The sequence below is a fragment of the Pseudomonas sp. fls2-241-R2A-110 genome, assembly GCF_030209165.1.
Taxonomy (GTDB): Bacteria; Pseudomonadota; Gammaproteobacteria; order Pseudomonadales; family Pseudomonadaceae; genus Aquipseudomonas.
The window spans coordinates 65,920-84,130 of the sequence record NZ_JARVSN010000030.1; the positions used below are offsets into that span (position 1 = coordinate 65,920).

Below are 18,211 nucleotides of genomic sequence, written 5' to 3' on the forward strand. Positions count from 1 at the left end.
AGTGGTACAGCCAATCGACAGTCACTTCATCTGATTCGACGGATAAAGACCGGCAAGCCGCGCAATCACAACACCCACATAAAAGACGCCTGAAAACTCTTCGACCATCACCAGTGAACGGGCGTGGTTGGTCAATGGGAGAACATCACCGTAACCGGTGGTCGTCAGCGTTGTGAGGCTGAAATAGATCAGTCTGAAGAAAGTGCCGGGCTGCACAAAGTCGAGTTGGCCAGGACCGAATGAGCCAGGACTGGATACTTCGACCAAGGCATAGACGAAGAACCAAACGAAGGCCAGCATGATGTAACCCGCTAGCGCGCCATGCAGCTTGTCGGCCGTAATTGGCCCGCGCTTGAGAATATAGCGAAGTACTCCGCTGAACGAGACGGCAAGAGACGCCGCATAAGCTATTCCGGCAAGGTCAAGCATTGCGATGCTTTCAGCCCACAACGCCGTCCATTGAAGGCCAACCCCAAGTAACGCCAGCCCTGTTTTGAGGATGAACCCCATTCGAGTCTGCCTGGTGGCGAAAGCGCCCACGAGCAGCACGATTGAAAACAGGATGCCGAGCAACGTGCGAGCAAATAGGCCTTGTTCAAGAAAGGGAAACAGGAGGATCAATCCCAGCAAGAGCAACAATAGATAGGTGCAGGGCCCTCGCCCTATGACCATCTGAGCTAAATCTTCGTCGGATTCGGCTTTATCTTGCGGATTGTTCATACCGGTATCCCAGAGATTGAAATAACGCTCGAGATCTGACGCCGCGCGGTTGATATCGGACCGGGCCTTGGAAGAGACGGCAGTGAAATTCTAGTTCGGAATACAGGTGAGAGGATTCAGCCAATGCGTCGCATCGACCGGTTGAATCCACAGCCCAAACCGGTCACTTCGGGTAGTCCGAGTGACCGACGTGCCAGGCCCAGCCGGACGGCCAGAACAACATAAGTGGGTAGAGAGCAAGGCACGCGAGGCCAGCCAAAACTAGAACGACGCGCAAATACCTGAGGCGATCAACTACGGTCATGGCGGGCTCCTCTTTGGGGCTTAGTTAACCATCACCTCGTCCAGTGCCTGCTCGAGGGTGCTGACCGTGCGCTCGATATTGTGCAGCTTTTCGAGTCCGAACAAACCGATGCGGAAGGTCTGGAAGTCGGCCGGCTCGTCGCATTGCAACGGCACTCCGGCGGCGATCTGTAGGCCATGGTTGGCAAATTTCTTACCGTTCTTGATGTCGGCATCATCGGTGTAGCTCACCACTACGCCAGGGGCCTGAAAGCCGGCTGCGGCCACGCTTTTGATGCCTTTGCCGGTCAACATTTCGCGCACCCGATCGCCCAGAGCCTGTTGTTCGTCGCGGACCTTCTCGAAACCGTAGGCTTGCGTCTCTTTCATCACCTCGTTAAATCGCGCGAGGGAATCGCTGGGCATGGTCGCATGGTAGGCATGTCCGCCCTGTTCGTAGGCCTGCATGATCTGAAGCCACTTTTTCAGGTCGCAGGCAAAGCTGCTGCTATGCGTCTGTTCGATGCGCTCGAGCGCCAAAGCACTGAGCATCACCAAAGCGCAGGGCGTTGTAGACCTGTTTCAGGGTCGTGGAAATGTTCTTCATCACGCCTTGAAATGACTGGGACATGTGGTTGAGCGAGCGGTCGGTGTAGACCACTGAGTACTCGACCAGCCCTTCAGGATCAATATGGCCCGGGATTGAGCGACTTCTGTCGAGCGGCTGGCATCATCAGGTCGATTACTGGACCTAGCAATGCTCGCAGGCGGCTGCTGAGTGGTGGGATGGTGGACCTTAAAGGTTCCGACATCGTTACGTTCGGTAGATAACGACCGGTGACGCAGGGCAGAAGCCGATCCAAAGCTGCCTGTCGCGAAGGGCTATAGCCGACCCAAAACGGGCAAATCTTATTGCACGTTATGCTTATCCAAACCACTTTCGATCTGCCGGTGGTTTCCCACCGACATTTTCCATTTCGCCTGTGACAGTTGAGTCAACTTACTGCAACCTGGGGGGATTGGTGGTCGAGAAAATATAGCGCGCAAAGCGCCATTGACCATCGGTTTCTCGGTGCAGCAGGAAGATTTCCTGGTTGCCTTCGGCGCTGGCCTGCCGGTCGCCAGACAGCGGCTTGGCCGTTCCGTTAGAGCGCGTACGCGCAAACGCCCAGTCGCGTGACATCGGTCGGATCTCATCGATGGTAAAACGTATATCGAGCTTGATTGTGTTGAAAACCTGGCGATACGCCGCGCGCACTGCGTCACGGCCTACAGCCGGCGGGCTGTGCTGTGGCATGAACACAGCATCGTCTGCATACAAGGTCATGACGCGGTCGACGTCGGATGCGTTCAGTGCGGCTTCATAGCGGTTGAGTTGCTGGGTGACGGCAGTCTTCACCGAGTTCTCGGTGGCGGACTTGGCGGCCTGAGCCGTCATGGGTAGTAGAAACGCGCCGAGAACCAGCGCGATCAATGCGGTACGCATGGCAGTACTCCTTAATGTCAGAGCAAGACGACAAGCTTGCCAAGCGCGCGATCGCTTTCCATCAAGCGGTGCGCGTGGCGGACCTCGTCGAAGGCGAAGGTTTGGGTGCGGATGGAAGGCATCCGCTTGGCTGCAAGTTCCTTTGCGATCCACGGCAACGGCGTGTCCTGCAATGGCAAGGCTGGTGTTCCCAATAAGCCGCTCGGGAAGAAGTTCAGTCGCGTTCCGCCAGGCAGATCCTGCATCAGGTGGAATTTCTCCACTACCGGCGGGCCGCCGAGCAGCCCGATGACGCTCACCGCGCCGAACGGTCGCAGCGTCTTGATCGTGTCGCGCAGTGTCATGGCTCCGACGATTTCCAGTGCGGCGTCCACCCCTGCAGGCGTGATTTCGCGAACACGCTGAGCGATGTCACCGTTGTCGACGACCACCTCATCAACCCCAACTTCGTAAAGGCGTTGGATGTTCGCAGCGGTGCGCGTAGTGGCGATCACAGTCAGTCCGCGGGCCTTGGCATAGGCGATGGCGGCCAGGCCAACCGATGAAGTCCCTCCCCGCACCAGCAAAGTCTGGCCTTGTTGAATCGCTAAACTTTTGTCAAGCGCCCCCCAAACAGTGAGATACGCCTCCGGCAGTGTGGCAAGCTCTTCCCACGAGAGAGACGTGTCGTCCAGTGAGATCACATTGTTGCGCAGTACCGTAACCTGCTCGGCATAGCTGCCATTGCGGCTGAACTGCATTCCACCCATGGCCGTGGCCACGCGCTGGCCGGTGCGCAAGACACCTGAGGGGTCATGGATCACTTCGCCCACGGCCTCGATGCCGGGCACGCGTGGCGTGGTGATGTCACCCATTTTGCCAGCGCGCAGGTAGGTTTCTGCGCGGTTGAGGCCAAACGCACGGACGCGGATCTGCACTTCGTCCGGCGCTGGCTCGGGTGAGGGGATATCTCGCAGTTGCAGGACTTCAGGGCCGCCCGGTTGTTCAATCACATAAGCTTTCATGGTGGTTTCCTCAGGTACGTGGCTAGTTGCTTGAAACGATGTTTTCAAGCAAGTGAGTGCACTATCCACCACTCGTATATGGAAGATAATCCACGCTAGAGATAAGCTTCATCTCAAAAATGAGAGGAAAGCTGTAATGGACTTCAACGCCGTCCGGATGTTTGTCAGCGTGGCGCAGACCGGTAGCCTCTCGGCTGCAGCTGAGCGCCTGGACATTCCGCTACCCACCTTGAGTCGACGCATTCGCGAGCTTGAACAGCAGTTGAAGGTGCAACTGCTCGAACGTTCTGTACGTGGCACCAAACTCACTGATTCGGGGACGAGATTGTACGAACATGCCAGCCGTGGCATTGAGGCCATGATTGAAGGCGAACAGGCCGTGATCAGTGATCAGGCGCATTTGAAAGGGCGCTTGCGGCTGTCATTGCCACCGTCGTTTGAACCGTGGTGGGAGGTGCTGTCGGCTTTCCAACGCCGCTATTCGCAGATCCAGGTCAGCGTCTACACCACCGAGCGCCGCATCGATCTCATCGAAGATGGTGTCGATGTGGCGCTGCGCGTAGGCATGATCGCGCACGAGACTATGGTCGCCCGCCGCATGCTGACCTATCGTCACATTCTCGTGGCCAGTCCGGCATTGATTGAGCGGCTAGGTGCCCTCAATAGCGTCGAGGCTCTTTGCGGTTATCCATGTGCGGTCTGGAGCCAGAGTGCCAATGCGACATGGCAGCTGGGGGGAGTGGCATTCAAACCTGAGGCGATGCTGTCCACCAACGACTATGCGCACCTGCGCAGCCGGGCGTTGATCGGTGATGTGGTAACGGAGCTTCCGCCATTTTTGGCGGCGAGTGCCATCCGGGAAGGGAAGTTACTTGCGCTGCTTCCCGAACATCCACTACCGGAACAGCAAATCAACCTGCTCTACCCCTCACATCGCCATCCATCTGCCATTGTGCGGGCGTACCTGGACTTCTCGCAGGAGTACATGGGATACCTCGCAGAGGTGTCGTCTACTTCCGAGTAAAGGGCTGCTTTTGGCTGTGGATTCAACCGGTCGAAAGACGTCTTTGGCTAACGCCATCGCGACCTCGCTTTGAATCGTTGCCTCAATGTTCCCCTTCGCGCACCCACCGCCTGACTTGCGCCTGTATCGCATAAGCCGGCGCCTCCACTGCGTTGAAATCCTGGGTATAGCGCTGGGCAAATCCGTCGACGCCCCATTCCTGAAACTGTTGCACGTGCTTGAGTTCGTGGGCCCAGACGGCGAGGTTCTGTTCTGCGGTTTGAGCGTCCCGGAAGAGGATGACGTCGATCAGCGTCACAGCGCCGACATCGGGGTTTTGCAGCATCGCGGTGGCGGCGGTGAATTGGCTGGCATCGCTGACTTTGTAGCGCGCGGCATCAAGGACGCCGGGGTCGTACCAACGCAGCAGTTGCTCTCGGATGTGCGGCGGGATGGGCTGGATGTCGGCGCTGGCGGCTTCAGCGCGGGCTTGGGTCAGCCACTGCGCCAGTGCCGGGGCTGCGACCTGGTAAAGGGTGCCGAGCAGCGGGCTCAGGTCTGGCAGGCAGACGCAACTGTCCAGGCACACTTGTTTCTCGCCAGCGGGACAGTCGTTGGCGTGGGCTGGCACGACAAGCGCCAGGCCAAGAATAAACAGCGCCAGACGCGTGGTGATGGGCGACATGAGCCCCTCCAGGGACGCAGGCTGCGCGCACAGTGGGTCGCAATTGATGACGCTATGGATCATAGCCGCCCTACAAGATCAGTCTCCAGCGCAATGTCCCTATGGGCCGGAACGCCCCTCGTCATAGGCAGCAAGGGCGAAGGCATTGCGCCTTCGCTTCACTCCCGATCAGGCCACCGGCTGGTGACTGGTCACGCAGTGAATCCCACCGCCACCCGCGGCGATGGCATCGATATTCAGCTGCACCACTTCACGGTCAGGGTAAAGCTGCGACAACAGATCAAACGCTTTTGCATCCGCCACCCGGTCTCCAAATTCGGGGGCAATCACCGCACCGTTGACCAAAAAGTAGTTGATGTAGCCCGCTGCAAAATCCGGATTATTGCGGTTGAACTTGCTTTTGCGTGGGTTGAGCGGCGGCGACAGCGTGTGCACTTGCAGCGTGTGGCCGTCGGCATCGGTGGCTTTTTCAAGAATGTCCAAATGCGCCAGCGTCACTTTACGGTCGTATGAGGCGGGGTCGGTGTCGAGGTTGGCGACGACAACGCCCGGCGTGACGAAGCGGGCGTAAAAATCGACATGGGCATCGGTAATGTCCTTGCCCTTGATGCCCGGCAACCAGATGATTTTGCGCAAGCCCAGACGGTCTTTCAGTTCGGCCTCGACGTCGGCCTTGCTCCAGTCGGGGTTGCGGTTGCTGTTGATCCAGCTGCTCTCGGTCATGATCCCGGTGCCGTGACCATCGACTTCGATGCCACCGCCCTCGCCCACCAATTCGCTGCGCAGGTAACGGGCATCCGCCGAGTCGCCCACCTTGGCCGCCAGGTGCGCGTCCTTGTCATGCTGCTGCTTGTTGCCCCAACCGTTGAAGTTGAAATCCACGGCGCCGAGCCCCCCTTGCCCATCGATGACAAAGTTGGCGCCGATATCGCGCATCCAGATGTCGTCGAGTTCGGTGCTGACGTAGCTGATGTTACGCGTGCCGCAATGTTCTTCGGCCAGCGCGCGCTCGCGCTGGCGACAGAACACAGTGACCGGTTCATAGCGGGCGATAGTGCGGGCGATCAGGCCGATGGCCGCTTGAACGTCGGCGGTGAAATCGGCCCAGATAGCCTCCTGTGCGCCAAAGGCGATGAAGGCCCGCTGGTGTCTGTCGCCCTCATCCGGCATGTACCAGCGACCCTGAGTCGCTGCTTGCACAGGCGCAACGCTGAAGCCGATGGAAGCAGCGGCACCGAGACCGGCAATGGCGGTTACCTGTTTGATGAAATCCCGACGCGTCGGCATGTATTGACCCCTGTTTGAAGCACTCATTTCGCGGTGGCCGTCTTGAACTTGGTCCAGGTGCGCATGCGCGCCCGCATGTCGGCCTGGGGAATGTCCTTGCCCGGAATCAGCCGTGCATAGGTGGCCTCATCGAGGTAGATGTCCGGGTTGTTGCGCATCGTCGCATCGACGCTCGGCCGCGCCTTGGCGTTGGAGGTCGGGTAGCCGGTGAAATTGCTGATGGCGGCCATGTTCTGCGGGCGCATGACGAAGTTGATGAACGCGTAGGCGTATTCCGGGTGTTTGGCGTCGACCGGAATGGCCATGGTGTCCATCCACACCGTGGTGCCTTCACGGGGGATACGGTATTCGAATCGGGTGCTCTTGCCGGCGCTGTCCGACGTGCGTTGCGCCTGGGTCATGTCGCCACTGTAGCCGAGGGACAGGCACAGGTTGCCGTTCACCAGATCGGTCACCGGCTGCGACTGGAACTTGCGGATGTACGGCCGCAATTTCATCAGCAATTCACTCGCTGCCGCCAGGTCCTGCGGCTTGGCGCTGCGCGGTTCACGACCTAGGTAATTAAGCACCACTGCCAGCACTTCGTCTGGCGAGTCGATCATCGAAATGCCGCAGTCGGCAAATTTGGCGGCCAGTTCCGGCTTGAACAGCATGTCGAGGCTGTTGACCGGCGCATCCGGCGAGCGTTGTTTGATTTGTTCGGCATTGTAGGTCAGGCCGATGGTGCCCCAGGTGTAGGGCACAGTCGCTTGGCTCGAATGCTCATACTGCGCGCGCAGCTTCTGCAAACCGGACTCGACGTCATTCAGGGCGGTGAGCCTGGAGCGGTCCAGCGGCAACAGGCTACCGGCGCGCATCAGGCGCTCGGCAACCGTGTCGCCAGGGAAGATCAGATCATAACCACTGCCGCCGGCGAGCATCTTGGCTTCCAATGTCTCGCTGCCATCCATGACGTCGTAGATCACCTTGATCCCGGTTTCGGCGGTGAATTGAGCGAGTGTGTCTTCGGCAAAATAATCGGCCCAGTTGTACAGCCGCAGGGTTTTCTCTTCAGCGCGCAGCGATGGCGAGGCGAGTGCCAGACCCAAGGCGGCGAGCAACAGCGTGTGGGGAATGCGCATGTCAAACTCCTTGAGTATTCCAGCGTGAGTGAGGGTGGCGACCGTCCTGACTCAACAGCGCGCCGTACATATCCGGCCGGCGGTCACGGTAGATGCCCCAGCTCAGGCGTTCTTCGCGAATCGCGGCCAGGTCCAGGCTGTGGACCAGCACCCCGCTGCTGTCCCGGTCGGCTTCGGCGAGCAGCTTGCCCTTGTGATTGCAGATGAATGACGAGCCGTAGAAGCTCATCTGCAAGTCTGGATCGGTGGTTGCCACCTCACGACCAACACGATTGGCCGCCACCACCGGCAGGATGTTCGCGGCGGCGTGACCGCGCATGGTCATCTGCCAATGATCGCGCGAATCCAGCGTGGCGCAGCCCGGTTCGGAACCGATGGCTGTGGGAAACAGCAAGACTTCGGCGCCCATCAGCGCCAGGCAACGGGCGGTTTCGGGGAACCACTGATCCCAGCAGATGCCCACGCCAAGACGCCCGAATGCGGTGTCCCAAACGCGGAAGCCGGTATCGCCGGGGCTGAAGTATTCCTTCTCCTGATAGCCAATGGCGTTGGGGATATGGGTCTTGCGATACACCCCCAGCAAACGCCCGTCGGCATCCGCCACGCTCAACGAATTGAAGTAGGCATTGCCGGCTTTCTCGAACCAGCTCAATGGCAACACCACCCCCAACTCTTTGGCCAAGGCGGCAAAGCGCTTGAGCACCAGGCTGTCTCGATATTCTTCGGCCAGCGCCAGGTGTTTGTGGCTTTGTTCGATGCAGAAATACGGTGTGGCGAACAGCTCTTGCAACAGGATGACCTGGGCGCCCTTCCCGGCCGCCTCTCGGACCAACTCTTCGGCCTGATCGAGGTTGTGCGGTAAATCCCAAGTGCAAGGCATCTGCGTGGTGGCAATCGTCAGCGACGTCATGGGATCAACCCTCCACCGGCCAGGCCGGTTGTTGTTGGGTGATGCAATGCACCCCGCCGCCGCCATGCGCCAGATGGTTGATTCGCACCGGCACCACCTCGCGCCCCGGGAAGGCGTGCGTCAACACGTCGGCCGCCGCGTGGTCGGCGTCGATGCCATAGGCCGGCATGATGATCGCGTTATTGGCGATGTAGAAATTGGTGTACGAGGCGCAGAACACTTCGGCGTCGCTGTCCACGGCCTCGGTGGCTTCATACAACTCGATCAGCTCGAACCGTCGGCCGTTGGCATCGGTGGCCAGCTCCAGCGCACGACGGTTTTCCCGGGCGACCTCGGCATACACCGATTGCGTGTCGTGGGTCGCGTCCACCAGCAGCACGCCGGGACGAGCGAACGCACAGACACCATCGACGTGGCCATCGGTCATGTCGCCGGTCACGTAGTCGGGATCGCCCGGCAGCCAGATGGTTTTCTTCACGCCCAGCAGACGGGTGAAGATCTCCTCGATATCGGCCTTGGTCATGCCCGGATTTCGATTGGGATTGAGCAGCACCGATTCGGTGGTGATCAGCGTGCCCTCGCCGTCGACATGAATCGCGCCGCCTTCATTGCTCAACGGTGTGCCGAAGCACTGCACCCCCAAATGATTGAGGGCGCGGCGCGCCAGGCTCTCATCCAGGTCGTGCGCCGACTTGCCGCCCCAGGCGTTGAAGCGCCAACTCACCCCGGCCATCCCGTGTTGCGGGTGACAGACGAAGCTTGGGCCTGAGTCCCGGCACCAACTGTCATTCACCGCCAGTTCGATCAATTCAATGTTGGGCCCGCACAGCGCTTTGGCATTGGCGACTGCAGACGGATCGACCACCATTTTCACCGGTTCGAATCGGGCAATGGCGTTGGCGACCCGGGCGAAATCTTCTTGCACCAACGGCAAGGTAACGCCCCAACCCGACTCCCAGAGTGCCCGGTTGTGCGGCCAGACCATCCAGGTCGCGGCGTGTTTCACCCACTCGGCCGGCATCCACCAGCCACTGTTTTGAAGTTGGTTCTGCTGCATGATAAAAAGCCCCATAGTTAAGCCATTGTGTTCAACAAAACCGCCTTTTCGGTCTTGGCATGCATGCTACGGCTGTAAAAACGGGCCAACAAACGATGGATTTTGCAGAAAAGTGATTAGAGGAACTTATCAATATGCTCAAGCACTGGCCCCCGCTCAGCACCCTTCGCGGCTTTGAAGCCGCCGCCCGCCTGGGCAGTTTTCACAAGGCGGCCGACGAATTGCACCTGACGCAATCGGCCATCAGTCAGCAGATTCGAACGCTTGAGGCATACCTGGAACAGCCGCTGTTTTTCCGCAGTGGGCGCAGCGTCAGCCTGACCGATGCCGGCCACGATTTGCTCAGCACCACCCAGGCGTTATTGCAGCAATTGGCGGTCGGCATTCGCCGCCTCGGGCAATATCAGAAACCCAACCAACTGGTGCTCAACACCACACCGACATTTGCTCGTCATTGGCTGCTGCCACGCCTGGGGGATTTTCGCCGGCAGCACCCGGAGGTCGACCTGTGGATTTTCAGCACCGATGAAGTGCCAGACATGACCACCCAGACCATCGACCTCGCCGTGCGCGACGACATCAGTTCCCAGGCCGAATGCAGCTTCAAAGTGCTGCACGCCGACCGCCTCTACCCGGCGTGCCACCCGGATCTGTTGGCGTTGCCCGCCGGGCAACGCACCACGCTTCATGGTGAGCGGGAAATGGACTGGAGTCATTGGGCCGTGGAGGCCGGGATTGATGTCGGCCAGAAGGATCAGGGATTGAATTTCTCCGATCCGGGCCTGTTGCTGGACGCAGCATGCGCAGGGCTCGGCATCGCGCTGGTCAGCCAATTGCTGAGCCAACCAGCACGCGCCGGCGGCGTGTTGCAGCCCTTGGTGGAGGACACCATTCGCGGGCCGAACTGGGCCTTGTTGACCCATCGCGACAGTGAAAACAATCCGCTGGCGCGCAGCTTCGTCGACTGGCTGCTGAGTAACCTGGAGGCAGCCAGCCAGACGACGTAGCGTTTACCCCTGAGGAACGCTCTTGAAGCCAGGCAACCGGGTCGCCGTCGATGACGTCACTGCGCCGAGGTCTGCCTGAACCGTCTCAGGCTTGTCCTCGTCGACCACCTCCCCGTTCAGCGCCTTGTTCATCTTCACGGTGTCCAGTGCGCCGACCCATTTGGCAATGGCCAGGGTGCCGACGCCGTTGCCGATGGTGTTGGTGATCGCCCGCGCTTCCGACATGAATCGGTCAACGCCCAACAGCAACACCATGCCCGCCACCGGAATGGTGCCCAGTGACGACAACGTCGCCGCCAGAATGATGAACCCCGAACCGGTCACACCGGCAGAACCTTTGGAGGTGAACATCAGCACCGCCAGGACGATCAACTGATCCGTCAGGGTCAGCGGCGTGTTGGTGGCCTGGGCGATGAAGATCGCGGCGATGGTGTAGTAGATCGCCTGACCGTCCGGGTTAAAGGTCAAGCCCGAGGGAATGATCATCCCCGCCACGGGCTTGGAGACACCGGCCTTTTCCATCTTGGAAATCATCTGCGGCAGCACCGATTCCGAAGAGCTGGTGCCCAGCACGGTGAACAGTTCTTCCTTGATGAACTTCAGGAACTTCCACAGGCTGAAACCGCTGTAGCGACAGATCGGCCCCAGCACGAAGATCACGAACACGGCGCAGGTCAGATAGACGCAGGCCATGAGTTTGCCGAGCGAGAACAACGAACCGAAACCGTATTTTCCAATGGTGAACGCGATGGCACCGAAGGCACCGATCGGCGCCAGGCGCATCACCATGTTGACGATGCGGAACATCCCCTGCATCAGGCTATCCAGCGTGTCGACGAACACTTTTGCCCGCGGCCCCACATGCGCCAGCGCAATGCCGAGCAGGATCGAAAACAGCAGGATTTGCAGCACGTTGCCCTTGGCGAAGGCATCGACGATGGTGTCGGGGATGATGTTCATGACGAAGTCCATGAACGAGGTGTGTTTCACCGCCGTGGTGTAGGTGGCCAGGCTTGAAGTGTCCAGCGTGGCGACATCGATGTTCATGCCGGCGCCGGGCTTGAACACATCAACCACCACCAGGCCGACGATCAACGCCAGCGTGGACACCACTTCAAAATACAGCAGCGCCCGAAAGCCCACACGACCCAACTCTTTCATGCTCTCCATGCGGGCGATGCCCGTGACCACGGTGAGGAAAATCACTGGCGCGAGGAGCATTTTGATCAGTTTGATAAAGGCATCGCCCAAGGGTTTGAGCGCGGTTGCGGTTTCAGGAATGAACACCCCGACGATGGCGCCAAGGATGACGGCGATGAGGACTTGAACGTAGAGTTTGCCGAATATGCTTTTCATGACAGGGCCCTGATTTTTTATTGTTGTCAGGAAATGCCAAGGGAGCGCATGCAGTGACCGGCCCCTTGGCGTTGTGCCGCAGTACGACTTGAATCAGCGCTTGATCAGCTCGATCAGCGCATCAGTGATCTGCCGGGTAGTGGCCGTGCCGCCCAGGTCCGGAGTGTGCAGACCGCTCTCGGTGACGGCCTCGATGGCCGACATCAGGTGTTTTGCGGCAACCACTTCACCCAGGTGTTCGAGCATCATCGCCGCCGTCCAGAACGTCGCAATCGGGTTGGCCACGCCTTTGCCGGTGATGTCGAAGGCCGAGCCGTGGATCGGTTCGAACATCGAGGGGAATTTGCGCGACGGGTTCAGATTGGCCGTCGGCGCGATGCCCAGGCTGCCGGACAACGCCGCAGCCAGGTCGGACAGAATGTCGGCGTGCAGGTTGGTGGCGACGATCACGTCCAGGGTCGACGGTTTGAGCACCATGCGCGTAGTCACGGCGTCGACCAGTTCCTTGTCGATCCTGACATCAGGGAAGTCCTTGGCGACTTCGTAGAAGATCTCATCCCACAACACCATGCCGTGTCGCTGGGCGTTGGATTTGGTGACCATGGTCAGGTGCTTGCGCGGACGGCTTCGGGCCAGCTCAAAGGCAAAGCGGTGAATGCGTTCGACCCCGGCACGGGTAAACACCGACACTTCGGTGGCGACCTCTTCAGGCAGGCCTCGGTGAACGCGACCGCCGTTGCCGGAGTATTCGCCCTCGGAGTTTTCACGCACCACCACCCAGTCGATCTGATCGCCGTTGAGCAGCGGGCTCTTGACCCCAGGCAGTACGCGCGCCGGCCGCACATTGGCGTATTGATCGAAACCCTGGCAGATCGGCAGGCGCAGGCCCCACAGGGAAATGTGATCCGGCACGTTGAGCGCACCGACCGCGCCAAAGAAAATCGCGTCGAAGGTTTTCAGTTCTTCCAGACCACCCTCGGGGATGTAGAAACCGTTTTTCAGGTAATTGTCCGAGTTCCAGTCGAAGTGCTTGAAGGCCAGTTCGAAGCCCGATTGCTTCGACAACGCTTGCAGCACCTCGACGCCTGCGCCGATCACTTCAACACCGATGCCATCACCTGGAACCGCAGCAATTTTGTATGCGCTCATGGTTGACTCCACTCTCGTAACGTTCTTGTTTTGCCTGTTGAACGGGCTGTTCAATCAGGGTGTGAGCGGAGTATATGTAGTGAACAAATGAGTGTGAGTTACTCAAAATCACTACATACATGAATACAGGTTACGAATGAGCCAGACCCTGGATTTGTCGTTTTTCTACCTGTTGGCCAATAAAGGCAGCCTCGCGGCGACGGCACGGGAACTTGGCGTCACTCCGCCGGCGGTGAGCAAACGCCTGAGCGCACTGGAAGCACGGCTGGGCATTCGCCTGGTCAACCGCACCACGCGCTCGATGAGCCTGACCTCGGAAGGCGAGCTGTATTTTTCCCATGCCGCGCGCATCCTGACGCAGATCGATGAGGTCGAGCAGTTGATCAGCAGCAGCCGGGCGACGCCCAAAGGGCTGATCCGCGTCAACGCCTCGCTGGGATTCGGGCGCCGTTATATTGGCCCTGCCCTCGGCGCCTTCTTCGCGCAATACCCTGAGGTGGAAATCCAGCTGGAAATCAGCGATCACCCACTCGACCTGGCCACGCACGGGTTTGATCTGGGCATTCGTTTTGGCACCCTGCCCGATGCCGCTTTCCATGCGCGCAAGATCGCCTCCAATCGCCGCCTGCTCTGCGCCTCGCCGCTGTATCTGGAAGAGCACGGCGTCCCCCAACGCCTCACGGATCTACAGCAACACAACTGCATCTTCCTGCGGCAAAACGAAACGCCCTACGGCGTGTGGAGTTTTACCAACGGCGGGCGCACGCAAAACATCAAGGTGCGCGGCGCATTGGGCTGCAATGACGGTGAAGTGGCCCTGAACTGGGCGCTGGAAGGCCACGGTATTCTGCTTCGGGCCGAATGGGATATCGCTCGCTATGTGCGCAGCGGTCGCTTGCGCCTGGTACTGGAGGATCAGACCCCCACCCGCGCCGATGTCTATGCCGTCTACCCGCAACAATTGCACTTGTCGGCACGGGTGCGCAGCCTGATCGATTTTCTGGTGGAGCGTTTCAAACACATTGATCATTTGGAAGAACAGGAATGAGCCCGGGATTGAAACGGACTGACCGATCGTCACTGGAACGTTATTGAACAACGTCTATTTTGACAAGTGAACGTACACTATCACTAGTGCGCGTTAGTTGACGCCAACTGATCAATAGCGCCTGACAATATTCAGGCGTCATTAAAGCAGCCACATCAATCGCCACACCAGAAACTTAAGCCACTGAGACCGAAAACCGCGACCACAACCATTAATGATTAATTCAGCAGAAATGACGAACGGACACAAAATAAATAAAATCATTTAAAAACAACGAATTAACGAAATAATACCAACTCTACGAGACCGCATCGAAAATTAGCAAAACCAACACAGACCGGGCGCAAATATAAAAAGTTTCAAACTTATTTATTAAATAAAATAGTGCATATAACACTTTTAAATATTGACCATAGCTGCTAATAATCCGCCCGCCACCGGGTTCTTAAGGCGTCATACCCTTCTCACATGAAGTGAACATCAGCCCTCAAGCTGACTATTCCGGTTTCAACTAACCCCCATACAACGCCAGCTTGTTCAAGTTTTAATAAAACTCGAGCCAGCTATTGTGCTGCGCATAAAACTGCGCGAGGAAGGGCATCATCGCTCGTCATCAATCCAGGATTAAAATCCTATCGATTTTCGGTACCCGTCCAGAAGCCATCAAGATGGCGCCTTTGGTCAAAGCCCTCGCTGCAGAACCTGGCATTGATTCGCAGATCTGCATCACTGGCCAACACCAAAGCATGCTTAAACAGGTGCTGGATCTGTTCGACCTGAAAGCCGATTACACCCTCGATGTGATGACGCCGAAGCAGACGCTCAACTCGCTGACAGCGGCGCTCTACGCGGCGATTGACCCAGTGCTGGACTCGACGTGCCCGGATCGGGTGCTGGTGCATGGCGATACCACCTCGGCCATGGTCGCCGCGATGGCCGCGTTCCATCGCCGCATCCCGGTCGGCCATGTCGAAGCCGGTTTGCGCACCGGTGATATCTACAGCCCGTGGCCGGAAGAAATGAACCGCCGCTGCATCGACCTCGGCGCGGACATGCTGTTTGCACCGACTCACGAATCGCGGCAGAACCTGCTCGACGAACGCCTGCAAGGGCGCACGTTCGTGACCGGCAATACGGTGATCGACGCGTTGCAGATGACCGCACAGCGCATCGAACGGGACGCAGACCTGCGTGCCAGCCTGGACCAGCAATTCTCGTTCCTGCAGAGCGGCCGCAAGGTTCTGCTGGTGACCGGGCATCGTCGGGAGAACTTCGGCGAAGGCTTCCTCGATATCTGCAAAGCCCTGAGCTATCTGGCTCGGCGTGCCGACATCCAGATCGTCTATCCGGTGCACTTGAACCCCAATGTCATGGGCCCGGTCACCGAACACCTGGGCGGCCTGCCCAACGTGCACCTGATCCAGCCGCTGGACTACCTGGCCTTCGTGCGCCTGATGCAACGGGCACACGTGATCCTGACCGACTCCGGTGGCGTGCAGGAAGAAGCGCCGTCGCTGGGCAAACCCGTACTGGTCATGCGCGATGTGACCGAGCGACCTGAAGCTGTCGCCGCGGGCACCGTGCGGCTGGTCGGCACCTCGCCGGACTCGATCATCGAGGGCGTCAACGCACTGTTCGATGACGACTTGCTGTGGCGTCGCTGTTCCCTGGCGGCCAACCCTTACGGCGATGGCCTGGCCAGTTCGCGCATTGTCGACGCACTGATGGGCCGTCCGGTCGATGAGTTCATCGTCGCCAGCCCTTTGCCAAAATTCCTGCACTTGCCGTCAGGGGTGCCGGTGGCCGAGAAAAATCACCCGGCTTTCACCGCTCAGTAACCCAAATCACTTCTCCCCTTATCAGCTCGAGATCTACCTGAATGAAGTCTTCCGTTGCCATCCATACGGGTGCGCTCAGCGCCCTCGCCTGTGGCGTGAGCCTGCTCGCGCTCATGCCGACCTTTGCCTTGGCCGCGGACAGCCCGCTCACCCAGGCGATCAACCGGCTCAATGCCGATACCCGACAAGAGCGTGAGATCCGCTTGAGCGATCTGGGGATCGACGCACCGATCATCCTCGGTTCCACCGATTCGCGACGTGAACTGTATCTGCCGGTTCCGGCAGGCGTGCCGCTGACGGATGCATCGCTCAATTTCGACGCCAGCTACCTCAATGGCGAAGGCGGCCGCAACACCTTGATGCTGTCGCTGGATGGCTATCCGGTGAGCGCGCAAGGGCTCAGCGAACCTCAGGGCAATGCCAGCGCGATACTGGGCGTGGACAAGAAAGCGCGCGACAGCGGCTCGGTACGCCTGGGCATCGCCTGGTCATCGGTCGTGTCGCGCGTGTTGTGTGAAGACCAACGCGCCATCGGCAACGTATTGCGCATCGAACCGGACACCCGCCTCACTTATAGCTACGACGCCAGTCTTTTACAGGACGTCGGTGCTGCCTGGACCGCATTGCCTGGCAAACCGGGGATCATGGTTGCGCCAGGCACTGTGTCCGCTGAAAGCTACGACGCCGCCTGGCGCCTTGGTGTGGCGCTGGAGCGAATCGGCAAGCACGCCCGCATCCTGCCCTTCCCGGCACTCCAGGACAACGTTGACCTGAGCGGCCTGCACATCCCGGCCGAGCTGCTGTCGATCCCGGCCTTTGCCAGCCTGAACGGCAAAGGCTCGCAGGTCCTGGCGAACCCGGCGCAAATCGGCGCGCTGCTGATGTTGGGCCAGACCCCGAACGTCCAGGCTGACCTGGCGATCAACGACCCGCAACTGCTCAAGGCCGTCAATGACGCCCTCGACGCCTTGCAGAGCCAGATTCAAGGCCTCGACGCCTCCGCCGTCACCGCTTTCACACAATGGCGTGCACAGCACATCAATGCAGGCCTGGCCGCCACCGGCACGGACAATGTGCGTCTGGCTCTGCTAGGCACACGTCCGGTGCTGATGATCGCGCCGCAAGCGACCGGCAAGGCCTTGGCCTTGTTCAGTTCGGCCTGGAACTCCCTGGCCCGCAGCCGTCAATTGACGGTCAGCGAAGCCCAGTTGCCACTGAGCGCCGATGGCCGCGTGGCCTTGTCGCGTCTTGGCGGCAGCCCCGGCGCCATCGACGTGCTGGCCAAGTCCGACTGGAGCACCTCGTTCCCGCTGGGCAGCGTGGCCTACGACGGTCGCCTGCCGGTGAAAGCAGTGATCGACGTGTCAGCCGCTCCCGGCGCCTCGGACACTGATCCGGTGGCCTCGCTGTTTCTTAACGACTACCTGATTGGCGCGCAACAGCTGGTGGCCAACGGTGAAAAGCAACGCATCGAAGCGCGCATCCCGCGTTACGCCTTGGGCGCGACCAACGTGTTGCGCGTGTCGTTCCAGCGCCAGCCTGTCAGCGATCGCTGCCTGGAAACGCCGCAGGCGTTCCCTGTCTCGGTATTGCCGACCAGCCATATCGTGCTGGAAAAAACCACGCTGGGTGATGACTTCTCCGGCATGGCTGCGCGCTTTGCCATGGACACGCAAATCCTCGTGCCACAAGCCTACCTCGATCACCCGGCAAGCAGTTTGCCGCAGGTGATTTCGGTCGCCGACGCCGCCGGTGTTTCGCCGCTGCGGGCAAATCTGAACGTCAGCGCCGACCCGAAGAACTCGGTTACGCCGGACAAACCATTCCTGGCCTTCGAGTTGCCGATCAAGGACAGCAAAGAGTCGGTGCTGGTCGATGACCAGGGTCGTCTGCGGGTCAATCACAAGGATCAGCTATTGCTGGACGTGCATCCCCTCAACCACCTGGCCTCGTTGCAAGTGGTCGATGCCGGCAGCCAGCACGGTCTGGTCTATCGCACCCTGGGCGCCGACGCGCCACGCTTCGCCAAGCAGGTTCTGCTGAACCGCGGCGACGTCGCCATCCTCGGTGACAACGGCACACTGACCACCTTCGACACCCAGGATCCAAGCGGCAGCCAACTGATCGACAACGAAGAACCCAAAGGCCTGGATGCCTGGCGCACGCCGTCGCTGCTGTGGCTGATTCCCGGCGGCATTCTGTTGGTCCTCATCCTGTTGTTGGCTGGCCGTAACGCCCGTCGCAATCGTCAATAACGG

General features: G+C 59.4%; 15 protein-coding genes and 2 pseudogenes. 5 read left to right on the forward strand and 12 right to left on the reverse strand.

Annotated features, from left to right (window positions below):
- Positions 1-21 precede the first annotated feature (21 nt).
- The 5 genes and pseudogenes from QRN31_RS24690 to QRN31_RS24705 all read right to left on the reverse strand — a co-directional run bounded on the left by QRN31_RS24690 (position 22) and on the right by QRN31_RS24705 (position 3,492).
- Positions 22-720, reverse strand: coding sequence for an ion channel (locus QRN31_RS24690; protein ID WP_285435112.1), 699 nt, complete (start codon positions 718-720; stop codon positions 22-24).
- A gap of 169 nt (positions 721-889) precedes the next feature.
- Positions 890-1,024: pseudogene (locus QRN31_RS31465) on the reverse strand (DUF6632 domain-containing protein); the annotation flags it as partial.
- Positions 1,025-1,044: 20 nt separating this feature from the next.
- Positions 1,045-1,566: pseudogene (locus QRN31_RS24695) on the reverse strand (PLP-dependent aminotransferase family protein); the annotation flags it as partial.
- A 436-nt stretch (positions 1,567-2,002) separates the two neighbouring features.
- On the reverse strand, positions 2,003-2,488 hold the full coding sequence (locus QRN31_RS24700) for a YybH family protein (protein ID WP_285435113.1): 486 nt from the start codon (positions 2,486-2,488) through the stop codon (positions 2,003-2,005).
- Between the two features lie 17 nt (positions 2,489-2,505).
- A complete protein-coding gene (locus tag QRN31_RS24705) occupies positions 2,506-3,492 on the reverse strand; it encodes a zinc-binding dehydrogenase (protein WP_285435114.1) in 987 nt (328 codons plus the stop codon).
- Between the two features lie 136 nt (positions 3,493-3,628).
- Here QRN31_RS24705 and QRN31_RS24710 point away from each other — a divergent pair, with 136 nt between their 5' ends.
- Positions 3,629-4,516: a LysR family transcriptional regulator gene (locus QRN31_RS24710; protein ID WP_285435116.1), complete on the forward strand. Its 888-nt coding sequence runs from the start codon at positions 3,629-3,631 to the stop codon at positions 4,514-4,516.
- An 82-nt stretch (positions 4,517-4,598) separates the two neighbouring features.
- Here the strand turns inward: QRN31_RS24710 and QRN31_RS24715 are convergent, their stop codons facing one another.
- From QRN31_RS24715 to QRN31_RS24735, 5 genes are all read right to left on the reverse strand, one after another.
- Positions 4,599-5,180, reverse strand: coding sequence for an eCIS core domain-containing protein (locus tag QRN31_RS24715; protein WP_285435117.1), 582 nt, complete (start codon positions 5,178-5,180; stop codon positions 4,599-4,601).
- A gap of 168 nt (positions 5,181-5,348) precedes the next feature.
- Positions 5,349-6,467, reverse strand: coding sequence for an agmatine deiminase family protein (locus QRN31_RS24720; RefSeq protein ID WP_285435118.1), 1,119 nt, complete (start codon positions 6,465-6,467; stop codon positions 5,349-5,351).
- 23 nt (positions 6,468-6,490) lie between these two features.
- On the reverse strand, positions 6,491-7,588 hold the full coding sequence (locus QRN31_RS24725) for an extracellular solute-binding protein (RefSeq protein WP_285435119.1): 1,098 nt from the start codon (positions 7,586-7,588) through the stop codon (positions 6,491-6,493).
- Position 7,589: 1 nt separating this feature from the next.
- Positions 7,590-8,498, reverse strand: coding sequence for an N-carbamoylputrescine amidase (gene aguB, locus QRN31_RS24730; protein ID WP_285435120.1), 909 nt, complete (start codon positions 8,496-8,498; stop codon positions 7,590-7,592).
- Between the two features lie 4 nt (positions 8,499-8,502).
- Positions 8,503-9,555 carry an agmatine deiminase family protein gene (locus QRN31_RS24735; protein ID WP_285435122.1) on the reverse strand — a complete coding sequence of 351 codons (1,053 nt, stop codon included), beginning with the start codon at positions 9,553-9,555 and terminating at the stop codon, positions 8,503-8,505.
- A gap of 134 nt (positions 9,556-9,689) precedes the next feature.
- On the opposite strand from QRN31_RS24735, the gene QRN31_RS24740 reads away from it, so the two are divergent.
- The gene (locus QRN31_RS24740; protein WP_285435123.1) at positions 9,690-10,562 is read left to right on the forward strand and encodes a LysR substrate-binding domain-containing protein; all 873 of its coding nucleotides are present in this window, start codon (positions 9,690-9,692) and stop codon (positions 10,560-10,562) included.
- 3 nt (positions 10,563-10,565) lie between these two features.
- Here the strand turns inward: QRN31_RS24740 and QRN31_RS24745 are convergent, their stop codons facing one another.
- Entirely contained in the window at positions 10,566-11,918 is a 1,353-nt protein-coding gene (locus QRN31_RS24745; RefSeq protein WP_285435124.1) for a dicarboxylate/amino acid:cation symporter, read from the reverse strand.
- 93 nt (positions 11,919-12,011) lie between these two features.
- Positions 12,012-13,067 (reverse strand): tartrate dehydrogenase, encoded by a 1,056-nt coding sequence (locus QRN31_RS24750; RefSeq protein WP_285435125.1) that lies wholly within the window; start codon positions 13,065-13,067, stop codon positions 12,012-12,014.
- A 136-nt stretch (positions 13,068-13,203) separates the two neighbouring features.
- On the opposite strand from QRN31_RS24750, the gene QRN31_RS24755 reads away from it, so the two are divergent.
- The 3 genes from QRN31_RS24755 to QRN31_RS24765 all read left to right on the forward strand — a co-directional run bounded on the left by QRN31_RS24755 (position 13,204) and on the right by QRN31_RS24765 (position 18,208).
- Positions 13,204-14,115, forward strand: coding sequence for a LysR family transcriptional regulator (locus tag QRN31_RS24755; protein ID WP_285435126.1), 912 nt, complete (start codon positions 13,204-13,206; stop codon positions 14,113-14,115).
- Between the two features lie 668 nt (positions 14,116-14,783).
- Complete coding sequence (wecB, locus tag QRN31_RS24760) at positions 14,784-15,953, forward strand: non-hydrolyzing UDP-N-acetylglucosamine 2-epimerase (RefSeq protein ID WP_414921826.1); 1,170 nt, start codon at positions 14,784-14,786, stop codon at positions 15,951-15,953.
- 41 nt (positions 15,954-15,994) lie between these two features.
- Positions 15,995-18,208 carry a hypothetical protein gene (locus tag QRN31_RS24765; protein WP_285435127.1) on the forward strand — a complete coding sequence of 738 codons (2,214 nt, stop codon included), beginning with the start codon at positions 15,995-15,997 and terminating at the stop codon, positions 18,206-18,208.
- Positions 18,209-18,211: the final 3 nt, after the last annotated feature.

Coding starts and splice junctions, on each gene's coding strand:
- QRN31_RS24690 (WP_285435112.1), bottom strand. CDS start 720: ATGAACAATCCGCAAGATAAAGCCGAATCCGACGAAGATTTAGCTCAG.
- QRN31_RS24700 (WP_285435113.1), bottom strand. CDS start 2,488: ATGCGTACCGCATTGATCGCGCTGGTTCTCGGCGCGTTTCTACTACCC.
- QRN31_RS24705 (WP_285435114.1), bottom strand. CDS start 3,492: ATGAAAGCTTATGTGATTGAACAACCGGGCGGCCCTGAAGTCCTGCAA.
- QRN31_RS24710 (WP_285435116.1), top strand. CDS start 3,629: ATGGACTTCAACGCCGTCCGGATGTTTGTCAGCGTGGCGCAGACCGGT.
- QRN31_RS24715 (WP_285435117.1), bottom strand. CDS start 5,180: ATGTCGCCCATCACCACGCGTCTGGCGCTGTTTATTCTTGGCCTGGCG.
- QRN31_RS24720 (WP_285435118.1), bottom strand. CDS start 6,467: ATGCCGACGCGTCGGGATTTCATCAAACAGGTAACCGCCATTGCCGGT.
- QRN31_RS24725 (WP_285435119.1), bottom strand. CDS start 7,588: ATGCGCATTCCCCACACGCTGTTGCTCGCCGCCTTGGGTCTGGCACTC.
- aguB (WP_285435120.1), bottom strand. CDS start 8,498: ATGACGTCGCTGACGATTGCCACCACGCAGATGCCTTGCACTTGGGAT.
- QRN31_RS24735 (WP_285435122.1), bottom strand. CDS start 9,555: ATGCAGCAGAACCAACTTCAAAACAGTGGCTGGTGGATGCCGGCCGAG.
- QRN31_RS24740 (WP_285435123.1), top strand. CDS start 9,690: ATGCTCAAGCACTGGCCCCCGCTCAGCACCCTTCGCGGCTTTGAAGCC.
- QRN31_RS24745 (WP_285435124.1), bottom strand. CDS start 11,918: ATGAAAAGCATATTCGGCAAACTCTACGTTCAAGTCCTCATCGCCGTC.
- QRN31_RS24750 (WP_285435125.1), bottom strand. CDS start 13,067: ATGAGCGCATACAAAATTGCTGCGGTTCCAGGTGATGGCATCGGTGTT.
- QRN31_RS24755 (WP_285435126.1), top strand. CDS start 13,204: ATGAGCCAGACCCTGGATTTGTCGTTTTTCTACCTGTTGGCCAATAAA.
- wecB (WP_414921826.1), top strand. CDS start 14,784: ATGGCGCCTTTGGTCAAAGCCCTCGCTGCAGAACCTGGCATTGATTCG.
- QRN31_RS24765 (WP_285435127.1), top strand. CDS start 15,995: ATGAAGTCTTCCGTTGCCATCCATACGGGTGCGCTCAGCGCCCTCGCC.